This window comes from Streptomyces sp. NPDC007983, from assembly GCF_042958345.1.
Taxonomy (GTDB): Bacteria; Actinomycetota; Actinomycetes; order Streptomycetales; family Streptomycetaceae; genus Streptomyces.
The window spans coordinates 135,531-151,330 of the sequence record NZ_JBIBJI010000003.1; the positions used below are offsets into that span (position 1 = coordinate 135,531).

Below are 15,800 nucleotides of genomic sequence, written 5' to 3' on the forward strand. Positions count from 1 at the left end.
ACAACACGGATTCATCGGTTCCCGGAAGGGCCGCTGTCTCCGTGCTCGGAAGGCTATGGGTATGCCGTCCGCGCGCGCAAACTATTTTTTCGTCGAGTTTTCCGCGGGGTCACCCGGTTGGGTTCCCTCGCCCTCGACGCCCTCGTCACCGTCGTGCGCCGAGGGCAGTTCCCGGCCCGCGCACAGCGCGAGAACGTCGGCGCCGAACCTGCCGAGTTTCCGTCTTCCGACACCGGAGATGCCGGACAGCTCCGATTCGGTTCCCGGCACGGCCTCGGCAATGGCGAGCAGGGTCTTGTCGGTGAAGACGCAAAAGGCCGGCTGGCCCAGCAGTCCGGCCTGCTCGGCCCGCCAGTCACGCAGCCGCTCGTACAGCGCCTCGTCCAGCTCCGAGGGGCAGTCCTCGCAGCGCATCAGCTTCATCTCGCCCGCGTCGGTCAGCGTCCTGCCGCAGACCCGGCAGTGCACCGGGGCGCGCCGCTTGCGCACCGGGGCGCCCGGTCCGGTGCCGCGCTCGATTCCGCCGCCCCCGCCGGGCATCCGGGCGGCGGGCGCCGCGGAGCCGGGCCGCAGCCCGTTGAGAAAGCGGGTGGGCCTGCGGGAGGCGCGGCCGCCCGGCGCCCGCGAGAGCGCCCACGACAGGCTCAGATGGCGGCGGGCCCGGGTGACGCCCACATAGAGGAGCCGCCGCTCCTCCTCGATCTGCTGATCGGTCTTGGCGTAGGTGATCGGCATCATGCCCTCGGTCAGCCCCACCAGGAACACCGCGTCCCACTCCAGGCCCTTGGCGGCGTGGAGTGAGGCGAGCGTCACACCCTCCACGGTCGGGGCGTGCTGGGCGGCCGCCCGCTCGTCCAGCTCCGCCACCAGATCGGAGAGGGTGGCCCCGGGCCGGCCCCGGACGAAGTCCTCGGCGAGCCGCACCAGGGCGGCCAGCGACTCCCAGCGGTCGCGGACCGCTCCGGAACCCGCGGGGGGCTCGGGCGTCCAGCCGCGGGTGCCGAGCACGGCCCGCACCTGGGACGGCACGTCGTCGTCCGACAGCACCGGGTCGGCGCTTCCGGCGCGCGCCGCGCCGCGCAGCAGCATCCCCGCCTCGCGGACCTCGGGCCGCTCGAAGAACCGCTCGGCGCCGCGCAGCTGATAGGGCACCTGGGCGTCCGCCAGCGCCTGCTCGTACAGCTCGGACTGGGCGTTGACCCGGTAGAGGACCGCGACCTGGCTGGGCGGGACGCCGGCGCCGCCCTGCCCGGCCGGGGTGATCAGCTCGCGGATCCGGCGGGCGGTGGCCTCGGCCTCGGCGGGCTCGTCGGCGTAGGCGGTGTAGACCGGCTCGGGGCCCGGGTCGCGCTGCGAGACCAGCTCCAGCCGGTGCTCCGCGGCCCGGCCGCGGGCCTGGGACAGCAGCCCGTTGGCCAGGTGCACGACCTGGGGGGTGGAGCGGTAGTCCCGGATGAGCTTGACCACCGTGGCGCCGGGGTGCCGGGTGCGGAAGTCCAGCAGATGGTCGGGGGTGGCGCCGGTGAAGGAGTAGATGGTCTGGCTGGCGTCGCCGACCACGCACAGGTTCTGCCGCTCACCGAGCCACAGCTCCAGCAGCCGCTGCTGGAGCGGGCTGACGTCCTGGTACTCGTCGACGACGAAGTGCTGGTACTGGCGGCGCACCTGATCCGCGATGTCGGGCCGCTCCTCCAGCACGCCGACCGTGAGCAACAGCACATCCTCGAAGTCGATCACGCCGCGGTCGCGCTTCAGCTGCTCGTACCCAGCGTAGATCCGGCCGATCTCGACCGGGTCGCGGGGGGCTTCCCGGCCGGACTTGGCGGCCGCCGCCGGATAGTCCTCGGGCACGGTCTGGGTGACCTTCGACCATTCGATCTCGCCGGTCACATCCCGCAGCTCATTGCGGTCCAGCCGGACCCGGCAGCGCGCGGCGGCCTCGGCCACCAGCTGCACCTTGCGCTCGGCCAGCCGCGGCACCTCGCCGCCGACCGCCTTGGGCCAGAAATACTGGAGCTGGCGCAGCGCGGCCGAATGGAAGGTGCGCGCCTGCACTCCGCCCGCGCCGAGCTGCCGCAGCCGGCCGCGCATCTCGCCCGCCGCGCGATTGGTGAAGGTGACGGCCAGCACACTGGCGGGCTGGAGGATGCCCGCCCGGACCCCGTAGGCGATCCGGTGGGTGATCGCCCGGGTCTTGCCGGTGCCCGCCCCGGCCAGCACACACACCGCCCCGTGCAGGGCCGTCGCCACCTCGCGCTGCTCGGGGTCGAGCCCCTCGAGCACCGCGTCGGCGTCACGCGGCGTGGCCTCGTACGCGCCGGGCGTGGAGACCTGCGGGAAGAGAGTGGAGTGCGTTGCTGGTGTCACCCCGCCATGCTGCCAGGTCCCCCGGGACCACCGCGCCGGTTGTCCACAGCCGTGACCATGCGGTCATATGAACGCCGGGAATGAGCGGCACAGGTTGAACGTTCACCCTGTGCCCACCACGACACGACCCCGAGGAGAGCGAAGACCGATGTCCGGCACTGTGACGATGTACAGCACCACCTGGTGCGGCTACTGCCGCCGGCTCAAGGGCCAGATGGACCGCGAGGGGATCGCGTACACCGAGATCAACATCGAGCAGGACCCGGAGTCCGCGGCCTTCGTCGAGAAGGCGAACGGCGGCAACCAGACGGTCCCCACCGTTCTCTTCCCCGATGGTTCGACCCTGACGAACCCCTCCCTCGCCCAGGTGAAGGCCAAGGTCGGGGCCTGACAGGTCCGAAACCGGGCCCGAAACCGGGCCCGAAACGGCGGTCAGCCGCGCGGCAGCGGCTCGCCGTACCACAGCTCGATCAGGCGGGCCGCGATCGAGATGCCGGACGGGGGCAGGACCTCGCCGGACTCGATCGCGGTGCGCAGATCGTCCCGGGAGAACCAGCGCGCCTCGTGGATCTCCTCACCGTCCACCTGGATCAGGGAGGACGTGGCCCGGGCCATGAATCCGAGCATCAGGCTGGACGGGAACGGCCAGGGCTGGCTGGCGACGTACTCGACCTCCCCGACCCGGACGCCCGCCTCCTCGGCCACCTCGCGGACCACCGCCTGCTCGATCGACTCCCCCGGCTCCACGAAGCCCGCGAGCGTCGAGAAGCGCCCCTCCGGCCAGTGCACCTGACGGCCCAGCAGCGCCCGGTCCAGCTCGTCCGTCACCAGCATGATCACGGCCGGGTCGGTGCGCGGGTAGTGCTCGGCGCCACAGGCCGGGCAGCGGCGGATGTGGCCCGCCGCCGCGATCACCGTGCGCTCGCCGCAGCGGGAGCAGAAGCGGTGCAGCCGCTGCCAGTTCTCCAGCGCCACCGCGTGCACCAGCAGCCCCGCGTCGCGCTCGGACAGCAGCGAGCCCGCCTCACGCAGCCCCGCGGGGCGCGCGGACTGGTCCATGCGGCCCGGCAGGGTGTCCTTCTGCAGCGCGAAGTAGCGCACCCCGTCCTCGTCGGTGCCCAGGAAGTAGCGGTGGGTCTCGGTGGGCGGGGCCTCGAAGGCCGGCGTCATGACCAGCTCGGTACGGCCGTCCGGGGTGTCGTCGACCAGGGCCTGGCCTCCGGAGACCACGAAGACCCGCGTCGTCGGGTGGCTCCACGCCGCGGCCAGCCATGCCTCGTCCAATCGGTGGTGCGCCGCGCGGTCGACGCCGCTCGGGGCGCTGAGCGTGATCGGCCGGGTGGCGGCGCGCTCGGTCCAGGTGGTCACGGCTGCTTCCAACTTCCCCTGCGAAACGGGTGGTTTACGGACATATGAGTGCTATACGGGTCCATTCTCCGCGAGATCGGCCCAGAGGTGGGCGGCCGTCTCGGCGCCCTTCACGAGCAGGTCCAGCTCGACCTTCTCGTTGGGCGCGTGCCAGCCGTCGGACGGCACCGAGATGCCCAGGAAGAGCACCGGGGCGCCCAGGACGTCCCGCAGGTCGGCCGCCGGTCCCGATCCGCCCTCGCGGGTGAAGCGGATCTTCTGGTCGAACGCCCGCCCCATGGCCCGTACCAGGGACTGGAGGGCGGGGTGGTCCAAGGGGGTCAGGCAGGGGCGGGTCGCGCCCCAGAAGGTGATCTCGTGCCGGATCCCGGCCGGGAGGAACGCGGCGACCCACTCCCGTACGGACTGCTGGATCTTCTCCGTGTCCTGACCGGCCACCAGCCGGAAGGACAGCTTGAGCTGGGCGGTGGACGGCACGATGGTCTTCCCGCCCGGTCCCTGGTAGCCCCCGCCGATGCCGTTGACCTCCGCGGTCGGGCGGGCCCAGATCCGCTCCAGGGTGGTGAACCCGGCCTCTCCGAGCAGGCCGTGCGAATGCGCGGTGCGCAGCCACCCCGCCTCGTCGAAGGGCAGCTCGGCGAACAGCTCGCGCTCGCGGTCGGTCAGCTCCAGCACACCGTCGTAGAAGCCGGGGACGGCCACCGTGCGGTCGTCGTGGTGCAGCGCGGCGGCCAGCCGGGCGGCCTCGGTGGCCGGGTTGGGCACCGCGCCGCCGAACGAGCCGGAGTGGATGTCCTGGTCCGGCCCGTACAGGTCGATCTGGCAGTCGGTGAGGCCCCGCATGCCGGTGCAGACGGTCGGGGTGTCCTCGGACCACATGCCGGTGTCGGAGACGATCACGGTGTCGCAGGCGAGCCGGCCGGCGTGCGCCCGGATCAGCTCGGGGAAGTGCGGGGAGCCCGACTCCTCCTCGCCCTCGATCAGCAGCTTGAGGTTGACGGCGGGCGCGGAGCGGCCGGTCGCGGCCAGGTGGGCGCGCACCCCCAGGGTGTGGAAGAGGACCTGCCCCTTGTCGTCGGCGGCGCCGCGCGCGTACAGCCTGCCGTCCTTGACGACCGGGTCGAACGGGTCGGTGTGCCAGCCGTCCTCGCGGGCGGCGGGCTGGACGTCGTGGTGCCCGTAGACGAGCACGGTGGAGGCCTCCGGGTCGCCGGACGGCCACGCGGCGAACACCGCCGGGGCACCGGGCGTCTCCCAGATCTCGACCTCCGGGAAGCCGGTCGCGGTGAGGTGCGACGCGAGCCACTGGGCGCTGCGGCGGACGTCACCGGCGCACGCGGGGTCGGCGGATACGGAGGGTATGCGCAGCCACGCGCCGAGCTCGTCGAGGAAGGCGGCGTACTCGCCGTCGACGAAGGCGCGGACGGCATTGTCCGTGTCCGGGGTGGTGCTCATGGATGTGAGCCTATCCGGCGCGCGAAAGGATGAGAGCCCCGGTCTCCGGGCCGCTCATCCGCGGTCGCCTTCGGTCATGGTTCGACGTCGGTGAAAGCCTTACGGACATCTTCGGCCTCGCCGCCGGCTGCCTCGGCCTCCGGTTCGCCGGTCAGGATGCGTTCCAGCTCCGCCCGGCCGGGCAGCTCCGCCGGGCGCACGATCTCCCCGCTGCGTACGTGGAGGAAGGCCGCCGAGACCGCCGACAGCGGCAGATCGTGCTGTTCGGCCCAGGCGAGGCGGTAGATGGCCAGCTGGAGCGGGTCGGCGTCCCTGGACCGGCCGGTCTTCCAGTCGATGATCTCGTAGCCGTGGCCGCCCCCGGCGCCTGCCGCGGGCTCCCGGTACACGGCGTCGATCCGGCCGCGCACGGTCCGGCCCGCCAGGGTGAGCTGGATCGGCACCTCGACGCGGTACGGAGTGCGCCGGGCGTACGGCGTGCGCGCGAACGCCTCCTTGAGCGCCGCCAGCTCCCGTTCGTCCGCGATCTCCGGCTCGTCGTCCTCGCCGCCCGGCAGCTCGTCCGGGCCGAGGAACGGCAGCGGCAGCGCCTCGAAGCGGGACTCGACCCAGGCGTGGAAGCGGGTGCCGCGACGGGCCGCGGCGGGCCTCGGCGGGCGCGGCATGGGGCGGGCCAGCTCCCGCGCGAAGCCGTCCGGGTCGGCGGCGAGCCGCATCAGCTGGGTGGCGGTCAGGGTCTGCGGTACGGGCACCTCGTGCACGGTCGCGCGGGCGCGCCGCAGCTCCCCGGCGAGCGCGTCGAGATCGCGGTCCCAGGAGTCGGCCAGCCGCGCCTCCTCGGGGGCCAGGCCGGCGTCCGGCCCGGGACGCGCGCCGGGGTACGCGGGCTCGGCGTCGTGCGGGGCGCTGTACGGGTCGTCGTACGGATCGCCGCTCGGGTACGGGTGGTCTTCCTCGTACGGATACGGGTCGTCGTACGCCTCGTCGTACGGGTACGCCTCCTCCTCGTACGGGTACACGTCGTCCGGGGGCTCCGGCCACGCCGGGTCCTCGTCCGGAACCGGCTCATGCGGGTCGTCGGCATACGGGCCGTCCACCGCCTCCAGGCGGGCCAGATGGGCCAGGACCGTGTCCGCGGCCCGGCGGCGGCGGGCCAGGGCGCCGGGGTCGAGCGGGAGCGGCCAGGCGCGGTCGGCGGCCGTCTCGCGCAGGGCCGGGTTCTCCGCGTCCTTCTCCGGTTCGTCCGCCCACGCCTCGACCTCGCCGTAACCGGCCTCACAGTGCGCGCGCAGCGCCTCCAGGAAGGAGGACGGACCGCGGCGGCGCTTCTGGGACGGACCCCACCAGTGCCCGGAGCCGAGCAGCAGCGAGCGGGGCCGGGTGAAGGTGACATAGCCGAGGCGGAGTTCCTCCGTCCGCTGGTGCTCCTTTATGGCGTCCTTGAAGGCGGTGAGCCCCTTGGCGTCCCAGGCGGTGACCTCCGGGAGGGTGTCGGCGTCGCCGCGCAGGGCGTGCGGCAGGACGCGGGCGTTCGCCGTCCAGGACTCGCGGCTCTGCTCACTGGGGAACCGCCCCGCGACCAGTCCGGGCACCGCCACCACGTCCCACTCCAGCCCCTTGGACTTGTGCGCGGTGAGCACCTTGACCGTGTTCTCGCCGCCGGGGAGCGCGTTGTCGAGCCCCTTCTCGTACTGTGCGGCGGTCCGCAGGAAGCCCAGGAACGACTGCAGGGTGGCCTCCCCGTCCACGGCCGTGCCCGCCTGCGCGGCGAAGGACGCGGCGACGTCCAGGAAGTTGCCCAGCGTCTCGCGGCGGCGGGCGGCCAGGGCGTGCGGCGAGGCGGACAGCTCCACCTCCAGCCCGGTGGTGGCCAGCACCCGGTGGAGGACGTCCATGAGCGGGTCGGCCAGCGAGCGCCGCAGCTCGCGCAGTTCGGCGGCGAGGCGGGCGAAGCGCACCCGGGCCTCGGCCGAGAACGGCAGCCCGTCGTCCCGGCCGCCGCCGGAGTCCAGGAAGGTGTCGAGGGCGTCGGCGAGCGAGATGATCTCCGACGGGTCGACGCCCTCGACGGCCTCGGCGAGCCGCCGGTCCGGGTCGTCCTCCGCGTCGCCGGGGCCGCCGTGGGAGACGAGCGCGCGGGCGCGGCGGCCGAGCAGCGCCAGGTCGCGGGGGCCGATGCGCCAGCGCGGGCCGGTGAGCAGCCGGACCAGCGCCGCGTTGGCCCCCGGGTCCTGCAGCACCTCGCAGACCGCCACCAGGTCGGCGATCTCGGGCAGGTGCAGCAGCCCCGACAGGCCCACGACCTCCACCGGAACGTCACGCGCCACCAGTGCGCCCTGAATCTCGGCGAAGTCACCGGCCGTACGGCACAGGACCGCGATCTCGCCGGGCGGGGTGCCGGTGCGCACCAGATGGGCGATCGAGTCGGCGAGCCAGGCCAGCTCCTCGGCGTGGGTGGGCAGCAGCGCGCAGCGCACCAGGCCGTCCCGCTCGGCGCCGGGCGCGGGGCGCAGCGCCTCGACGCCCTGGTGCATCGCGCGCAGCGGGGCGGCCAGCCCATTGGCGAGGTCGAGCAGGCGGCCGCCGCTGCGCCGGTTCTCGCTGAGCGCGTAGCGGCGGGCGGGGCTGCCGTCCCGGTGCGGGAAGTGCGCCGGGAAGTCGTCGAGGTTGGCCACCGAGGCGCCGCGCCAGCCGTAGATGGCCTGGCACGGGTCGCCGACGGCGGTGACGGGGTGTCCGGTGCCGCCGCCGAACAGACCGGACAGCAGCATCCGCTGGGCGACGGAGGTGTCCTGGTACTCGTCCAGCAGGACGACCGCGTACTGCTCGCGCAGGATCCGGCCGACCTCCGGGCCGGTGCCGGCCAGAGTGGCGGAGAGCGCGATCTGGTCGCCGAAGTCGAGCAGATCGCGGCGGCGCTTCTCGTCGCGGTACTCCTCGACCAGCCCGAGGAGTTCACGGCGCGCGCGGGCGGCCTCGGGCACCTTGCGCAGCGCGTCGTTGGTCAGCTTCACCCCGTCGAGGGTGTCCAGCAGCTCGGTGTCGTACATGTGGAGCCGCTTCGCGGGGACCAGGTGCTCGGCCAGTTCGGCGTCGAGCGCGAGCAGGTCCGTCACCAGGTCGGCGAAGGGACGGGTGAGCGCCGGGTAGGGGCCGGGGGCGGTGCGCAGCACGCGCGCGGCGAGCTGGAAGCGGGTCGCGTCGGCGAGCAGCCGGGCGCTGGGCTCCAGGCCGATGCGCAGCCCGTGTTCCTTGAGGAGCTGTCCGGCGAAGGCGTGGTACGTGGAGATGCCGGGCTCGCCCGCGGCCTCCTCGGCGGCGCCCGGATCCGGATCGGGGTCCACGACGCCCGCCTTGACCAGCGCCTTCCGTACCCGCTCGGCCAGTTCGCCCGCGGCCTTGTTGGTGAACGTGAGGCCCAGCACCTGGTCGGGTGCGACCTGGCCGGTGCCCACCAGCCAGACGACGCGCGCGGCCATCACCGTGGTCTTGCCGGAGCCCGCTCCGGCGACGATCACCTGCGGGGCGGGCGGCGCGGTGATGCACGCCGTCTGCTCCGGGGTGAACGGGATCCCGAGCAGCTCCTTGAGCTCCTCGGGATCGGTGATGCGGGCTGACACTCCAGTGAGGCTATCGGTCGCCACCGACAGGCCACGGACATGGGGGACAACTCCCCACATCCCCCGCCGACAAGACCGCCGACGAGACCGCCGACGAGACTGCTGGCAAGAAGGGACATGACGCCACAAGCACGCTCATACTCCGTCACTCCACCACGTGGCGGCCCTCCGCGCGGGCGCTGCACGAGGCGCGGAACGCGCAGCGCTCGCAGTGCGCCCCGGTGCTCGGCGCGAAGCGCTCGTCGAGGACGCGTCCGGCCGCGGTGGCGAGCAGTTCGCCGACCCATTCCCCGTCGGGCGGGTCCTGGGCCTGGACCTTGGGGACGGTCTCGCCCCCGTCCTTCTTGGGGGCGCCCTGCCGCAGCTGGACCAGCTCGGCGCCGCCGGGTTCGGGGCGGTCGCCGCCGAAGAGGCCGTCGACGGCGCCCTCCCGCACGGCGAGCTGATAGACCGCCAGCTGGGGGTGGTGGGCGACCTCGCCGCGGGTCACGGACTGCTTGCCGGTCTTGAAGTCGACGACGTACGCACGCCCCTCGGCGTCCGCCTCGACGCGGTCCATGCTGCCGCGGATGCGCACCTGGTACGCGTCGGCCTCGAGGATGACGTCGAAGCCGTGCTCGGAGGCGACCGCCGTGCGGCCGCCGCGCTCCATCACGTGCCAGCGCAGGAAGCGCTCCAGGGCCGCCCGGGCGTGCTCCTTCTCCTGCCGCGACTTCCAGGGGGCGTCGAACGCGAGCGCGTCCCATACGGAGTCCAGGCGCTCCATGAGGACCGCGAGGTCGGCCGGGGTGCGCCCGGAGGCCACCTCGTCGGCGAGGACGTGGACGACGTTGCCGAAGCCCTGGGCGGCGGTCGACGGGGCGTCCGCCTTGACCTCGCGCCCCAGGAACCACTGCAGCGAGCAGGTGTTGACGAGCTGGTCGAGCGCGCTGCCGGAGAGCGCCACGGGCCGGTCGCGGTCGCGCAGCGGCACCTCGCTGTGCGTCGGCTCGTACAGGCCCCACCAGCCGGCGGGGTGGGCCGCGGGGACCAGCGGCCGGCCGTCCTCGTCGCGCAGCGCCGCGAGGCGTGCCAGCCGCTGCGCGGCGGCCTCCCGCAGGGCGTCCGAGGCGTCCGGGTCGACGGTGGTGGCGCGCAGCTCGGCGACGAGCGCGGCGACCGACAGCGGGCGGCGCGGCCGCTGGGTGACATCGACCGGGGTGACGCCCAGTTCGGTCAGGAACCGCGAGGGCTGGTCGCCGTCCTCGGAGGCCGCCTTGACGGCGGTGACCACCAGCCGGTCCCTGGCGCGGGTCGCCGCCACGTAGAACAGCCGCCGCTCCTCGGCCAGCAGCGCGCCCGGCGTCAGGGGCTCGGCGAGCCCGTCCCGGCCGATCCGGTCGGCCTCCAGGAGCGAGCCGCGGCGCCGCAGGTCCGGCCACAGCCCCTCCTGGACGCCCGCGACCACCACCAGGCGCCATTCCAGCCCCTTGGCGCGGTGGGCGGTCATCAGCCGCACGGCGTCGGGCCGGGCGACGCGGCGCGAGAGGGTGTCGGCGGCGATGTCCTGAGCGTCGAGCTGGTCGAGGAAGTTGAGCGCGCCGCGGCCGCCGGTGCGCTCCTCCGCGCGCGCGGCGGTCTCGAACAGCGCGCACACCGCGTCCAGGTCGCGGTCGGCGTTGCGCCCGGCGCTCCCGCCGCGCTGCGCGGCGCCCTCCAGCCGCCCGGGCCAGGGGGTGCCGTCCCACAGCTCCCACAGCGCCTGCTCGGCGGTGCCGCCGCCGGCCAGCGCCTCCAGCGCCTTGCGCAGCAGCAGGCCGAGCCGCTGGGCGCCGCGCGCGTACGCCGGGTCGTGGACGGCCAGCCGCTCGGGCGCGGCCAGCGCCTCGGCGAGCAGGACGTCGGAGGGGCGCGGTACGGCCTGGCCCGCGGCCCGCTCCTCCTCGCGCAGGGCGCGGCCGAGGCGGCGCAGATCGGCGGCGTCCATGCCGCCCAGCGGCGAGGTGAGCAGGGTGAGGGCGGTCTCGACGCCGAGGGCGGCGGACAGTCCGCCGGAGTCGGGCAGCGCGGCCGTGGCGGCGGCCCGCAGCGCCGTCAGCAGGGGGGCCACGGCGGGTTCGTGGCGCAGCGGGATGTCGTCGCCGTCCACCTCGATGGGCACCCCGGCGGAGGTGAGCGCCCGGCGCAGGCCCGGGAGCGAGCGCCCCCCGGCGCGCACCAGGACGGCCATCTCGCTCCAAGGCACCCCGTCCTCCAGATGGGCGCGGCGCAGGATGTCGGCGACGTTGTCCAGCTCGGCGCCCGCGGTGGGGTACGTGAACACCTCGACGCGGCCCCCGTCGCGGGCCGCCCTCAGCTCCCGGTGGGCGCGCACGGCGTGCGCCGGGAGGCGGGTGAGCGGCATCCGGCCGGTGACGAGCCGGGTCGCGGCGAGCAGCCGGGCGCCCGAGCGGCGCGAGGTGGTGAGGACCTCCACGGGCGCCGGGCGGCCGTCCGCGCGCGGGAAGGCGTCCCGGAAGCCGAGGATGCCGTTCACATCGGCGCCCCGGAAGGCGTAGATCGACTGATCGGGATCGCCGAACGCCACCAGTGTTCTTCCGCCGCCCGCCAGCGCGTGCAGCAGCCGTGCCTGGGCCACGTCCGTGTCCTGGTACTCGTCCACGAACACCGCGTCATAGCGGGCGGCCAGCTCCGCCGCGACGTCCGGCCGCTCGGCGAGCAGCACCGCGCGGTGCACCAGCTCCGCGTAGTCCAGCACCCCCTGGGCGTCCAGGACGTCCAGATACTCGGCCAGGAAGGCCGCCGCCGCGCCCCAGTCCGGGCGCCCGGTGCGGGCCGCGAACTCCCCCAGGGACCGCGGGCCGAGCCCCAGCTCCCGGCTGCGGGCGAGCACCGCGCGCACCTCGTCGGCGAAGCCGCGGGTGGTCAGGCAGGCACGCAGGTCGTCGGGCCAGCGGACCGATGCGCGCCCCGCGCGCTCCAGTTCGGCCTGCCCGGCGAGGAGTTCCCGTACGACGACGTCCTGTTCCGGGCCGGACAGCAGCCGCAGCGGATCGGCGAACAGATCGACGTCCTGATGGGCGCGGACCAGCGCGTAGCAGAAGGAGTGGAAGGTGGTGGCCCGCGGCCCGGTCGCGCCGCCCAGCCGCGCCGCCATCCGGTCGCGCAGCTCGACGGCGGCCTTGCGGCTGAAGGTGAGCACCAGGATGCGCTCGGGGTCCGCGCCGTCGCGCACCCGCCGGGCGACGGCCTCAACGAGCGTCGTGGTCTTTCCGGTGCCCGGTCCGGCGAGCACCAGCAGCGGACCGCCCTCGTGCTCAACCACGGAGCGCTGCCGTGCGTCCAGGACAGGAGAAACCACCGGATCCGGCCGACGGCGGACCAGGCGGTACGTGCCCGGGGACGGCTGCCGCGGATGCGGCTGCCGCCCGCGCCGCTGTCGCGGCAGGGACGAGGAGGAGGAACTCACGTGGATCGCCGGTCCTGGTGGGTTGGCTGGGTGCCGCACAGCCTCTCATGTGCCGTGGTACGTCACCCGAATGGCTGTGGACGACCTCTATCCCGCCGCGGCGTCAGCACCCTCCGTGCCCCCAGCGCCCTCCACGCCGTCCCAGCGGGCCCGGCGCATGTCGATCCTCGGCAGATGGCCCTCGGCCGAGTGGGGCGCCTCGCGCAGCGGAGTGCCCTCCGCGCGGTAGTGGTCCAGCGCCCGCAGCTCGCTGCCGGGCAGCAGCGCGCCGTCCGCGCGCACCACGCGCCACCACGGCACGGCGCCCCCGTACAGGGCCATCACCCGCCCCACCTGGCGCGGGCCGCCCTCCTCCAGCCACTCGGCGATGTCCCCGTAGGTCATCACCCGGCCCGGCGGGATCAGCTCGGCGACGTCCAGCACCCGCTCCGCGTACGCGGGCAGCTCGTCGGCGGCCCGCTGCTCCTCGCTCTCCCGGCTCATCCCGCCCATCCTGCCCCACGCCACCGACACCGCCCGCGCGGTACCGTCGAAGGTTCTGCGGACGACGACGGGGGTTCGATCACACATTGTGCGGGAACTCACTACAGGGCGTACGATCCGAGGCTCACATCCCCGAAATGCACCCTGATGCCCTCCTCCGCAGCCCGGGCATGCCACCATCTTCCGGGCGGTGACTGGTGATACGAGATCAAGAAGAGACGGCGAAGCAGCAGGGTGCGCAGCCTCCTGAGGAGGAGGCCCGCGCCCCTGAGGCGATGCCGCGCTCGGACGGCTCCGATGGCGCCGACGGTCCGCACGGCCCCCAGGACCACGGCGGCGCCGACGGCTGGGAAGAGCCGGAGGACCCCGACGGCTCCGACGGGCCGCAGGGGCACAACGAGCGGGTCTCGGGCGACGAACCGCTGCTGCCCGCCCGGGTCCACCGCCCCTCGGACCTGATGCGGCTGCTGCTCGGCGCGCTGGGCATCGGCATCGTCCTGGCCGTCGCGGCCTTCGCGCACGGCACCACCGCGGGACTGGAGAAGGACATCGGCCACGGCGCCAACCAGGCGCCCCCGCTGATGATCGACTTCGCGGGGCTGACGGCCAGCATCGCCGTGCTCGTCCTGCCGGTGGCGTTCGCGATCGAGCGGCTGATCAAACGGGACGGGCTGCGGATCGCGGACGGCGTCCTGGCCGCGGTCCTCGCCCACGGCATCTCCCTCGCCACCGATCTGTGGGTCGCCAGAGCCGCGCCCGGCTCGATCCGCGAGGCCCTCACCCAGCCCGCGCCCGGCGGCGCCCTGAGCGATCCCGTGCACGGCTATCTCGCCCCCGTCATCGCCTATATGACGGCCGTCGGCATGGCGCGCCGCCCCCGCTGGCGGGTGGCCATGTGGGGCGTGCTGCTGCTCGACGCGTTCGCGGTGCTCGTCGGCGGCTACACCACCCCGTTCTCGATCATCGTCACGGTGCTCATCGGCTGGACCGTCGCCTACGGCACGCTCTACGCCGTCGGCTCCCCCAACGTCCGGCCCACCGGCCAGCACCTGCTCGCCGGGCTGCGCCGGGTCGGCTTCAACCCGGTCAGCGCCGCGCGCGCCGAGGAGGCCGTCGACGAGCACGGCAACCACAGCGACCGGGGCCGCCGCTATCTGGTCACCCTGGAGGACGGGCCGCCGCTGGACGTCACCGTGGTCGACCGCGAACAGCAGGCCCAGGGCTTCTTCTACAGCGTCTGGCAGCGGCTGACGCTGCGCACGATCACCCCGCCGCGCAGCCTCCAGTCGCTGCGCCAGGCGCTGGAGCAGGAGGCGCTGCTCGCGTACGCGGCGATCGCGGCGGGCGCCAACGCGCCCAAGCTGATCGCTCACTCCGAGCTGGGCCCGGACGCCGTGATGCTGGTCTACGAGCACATCGGCGGCCGCCCCCTGCACGCCCTGCCGGACGAGGCGATCACCGACGAGCTGCTGGCCGGGGCCTGGCACCAGGTGCAGGCGCTCCAGTCGCGGCGCATCGCCCACCGGCGGCTGGACAGCGACGCCCTGCTGATCGACCGCTCCGGCGCGGTCATCCTGACGGATCTGCGCGGCGGTGAGATCGCGGCGGGCGACGTGGTGCTGCGGATGGACATCGCGCAGCTGCTGACCACCCTGGGGCTGCGGGTGGGCGCCGAGCGCTCCGTGGCCGCCGCGGTCGGCGTCATCGGCCCGGACGCGGTCGCCGACAGCCTCCCCCTGCTGCAGCCCCTCGCCCTGGGCCGGGCCACCCGGGCGACGCTGCGCCAGCTCGCCCGGGAGCGCGCCCAGCGGCAGCGGGAAGCGGTGCTGGAGGCGTCCCGGGCCGCCAAGGAGGCCAGGGCGCGGGAGGCCGAGGAGGCCCAGGAGGCGGCCCGGGGCGAGACCGACGACGGGCGCAGGGCCGAACCGGCCGTCAGCGACCGCAAGACGGCCAAGGCCGAGAAGCAGGCCGAGAAGCGGGCGCTCGACGAGGCCCTGGAAGAGGCCCGCGAGGAGGATCTGCTCGCCCAGATCCGCCGCCAGGTGCTGCTGGTACGGCCGCAGGCGCCGATCGAGCCGGTGCGGCTGGAGCGCATCAAGCCGCGCACCCTGGTCAGCTTCTGCGCGGGCGCCTTCGCCGCGTACTTCCTGCTGTCCCAGTTCACCCACCTCAAGCTGGGCGCCCTGGTCGGCGAGGCCAACTGGATCTGGGTGGTGTTCGCGCTCGCCTTCTCCGCGCTCACCTATGTGGCAGCCGCCCTGAGCCTGCTCGGCTTCGTCCCCGAGAAGGTGCCCTTCGGGCGTACGGTGCTGGCGCAGGTCGCCGCCTCGTTCGTGAAGCTGGTGGCCCCCGCGGCGGTCGGCGGCGTCGCCCTGAACGCCCGCTTCCTGCAGCGCGCGGGGGTGCGGTCGGGGCTCGCGGTGGCCAGCGTCGGCGCCTCGCAGCTGTTCGGGCTGGCCAGCCACATCGTGCTGCTGGCCATCTTCGGCTACATCACCGGCACCGAGCGCACCCCGACGCTCTCGCCGTCCCGGACCGTGATCGCCGGGCTGCTGACGGGCGCCGTGCTGACCCTCGTGGTCACCGCGGTGCCCGCCCTGCGCAAGTTCGTCTCCACCCGGGTGCGGTCGCTGTTCGCGGGCGTCGTACCGCGCATGCTGGACGTGCTCCAGCGGCCCAGGAAGCTGCTCGCCGGCATCGGCGGCATGCTGCTGCTGACCGCGGCCAACGTGATGTGTCTCGACGCGTCGATCCGGGCGTTCGGCGGCGAGCTGAGCTACGCGAGCATCGCGGTCGTCTTCCTCGCGGGCAACGCCCTGGGGTCGGCCGCGCCCACCCCGGGCGGCGTCGGCGCCGTCGAGGCCGCCCTGATCGCCGGGCTCACCTTCGCCGGGCTGCCGTACGAGACGGCCGCGCCCGCGGTGCTGCTGTTCCGGCTGATGGTCTTCTGGCTGCCGGTGCTGCCCGGCTGGGTGGCGTTCACCCACCTCACCCGCCGGGAGTCCCTGTAGACCCGCCGGTCGTCATACGGCCTCACCCGTACGCCCGCGCTGTGCGCG

General features: G+C 74.3%; 8 protein-coding genes. 2 read left to right on the forward strand and 6 right to left on the reverse strand.

The features are described from left to right. Positions 1-81: 81 nt before the first annotated feature. Positions 82-2,367: a UvrD-helicase domain-containing protein gene (locus tag ACFZCY_RS09590; RefSeq protein ID WP_391170690.1), complete on the reverse strand. Its 2,286-nt coding sequence runs from the start codon at positions 2,365-2,367 to the stop codon at positions 82-84. Positions 2,368-2,515: 148 nt separating this feature from the next. On the opposite strand from ACFZCY_RS09590, the gene ACFZCY_RS09595 reads away from it, so the two are divergent. Further along, on the forward strand, positions 2,516-2,758 hold the full coding sequence (locus ACFZCY_RS09595; protein ID WP_037952302.1) for a mycoredoxin: 243 nt from the start codon (positions 2,516-2,518) through the stop codon (positions 2,756-2,758). Positions 2,759-2,799: 41 nt separating this feature from the next. Here ACFZCY_RS09595 and nudC read toward each other — a convergent pair whose 3' ends face one another. The 5 genes from nudC to ACFZCY_RS09620 form a co-directional block, all read right to left on the reverse strand. Further along, positions 2,800-3,735, reverse strand: a complete 936-nt coding sequence (gene nudC / locus ACFZCY_RS09600; RefSeq protein ID WP_391170693.1) for an NAD(+) diphosphatase — start codon at positions 3,733-3,735, stop codon at positions 2,800-2,802. Between the two features lie 51 nt (positions 3,736-3,786). Beyond that, complete coding sequence (locus tag ACFZCY_RS09605; protein WP_391170695.1) at positions 3,787-5,190, reverse strand: M20/M25/M40 family metallo-hydrolase; 1,404 nt, start codon at positions 5,188-5,190, stop codon at positions 3,787-3,789. Between the two features lie 74 nt (positions 5,191-5,264). Next, the gene (locus tag ACFZCY_RS09610; RefSeq protein WP_391170697.1) at positions 5,265-8,810 is read right to left on the reverse strand and encodes a UvrD-helicase domain-containing protein; all 3,546 of its coding nucleotides are present in this window, start codon (positions 8,808-8,810) and stop codon (positions 5,265-5,267) included. A 145-nt stretch (positions 8,811-8,955) separates the two neighbouring features. Further along, positions 8,956-12,258 (reverse strand): UvrD-helicase domain-containing protein, encoded by a 3,303-nt coding sequence (locus ACFZCY_RS09615; RefSeq protein WP_391170699.1) that lies wholly within the window; start codon positions 12,256-12,258, stop codon positions 8,956-8,958. 87 nt (positions 12,259-12,345) lie between these two features. Then, positions 12,346-12,741: an MGMT family protein gene (locus tag ACFZCY_RS09620; RefSeq protein WP_391170701.1), complete on the reverse strand. Its 396-nt coding sequence runs from the start codon at positions 12,739-12,741 to the stop codon at positions 12,346-12,348. A 197-nt stretch (positions 12,742-12,938) separates the two neighbouring features. On the opposite strand from ACFZCY_RS09620, the gene ACFZCY_RS09625 reads away from it, so the two are divergent. Continuing rightward, positions 12,939-15,752, forward strand: a complete 2,814-nt coding sequence (locus ACFZCY_RS09625) for a flippase-like domain-containing protein (RefSeq protein ID WP_391170703.1) — start codon at positions 12,939-12,941, stop codon at positions 15,750-15,752. The last annotated feature ends 48 nt before the right edge of the window (positions 15,753-15,800 follow it).

Coding starts and splice junctions, on each gene's coding strand:
- ACFZCY_RS09620 (WP_391170701.1), bottom strand. CDS start 12,741: ATGAGCCGGGAGAGCGAGGAGCAGCGGGCCGCCGACGAGCTGCCCGCG.
- ACFZCY_RS09605 (WP_391170695.1), bottom strand. CDS start 5,190: ATGAGCACCACCCCGGACACGGACAATGCCGTCCGCGCCTTCGTCGAC.
- ACFZCY_RS09595 (WP_037952302.1), top strand. CDS start 2,516: ATGTCCGGCACTGTGACGATGTACAGCACCACCTGGTGCGGCTACTGC.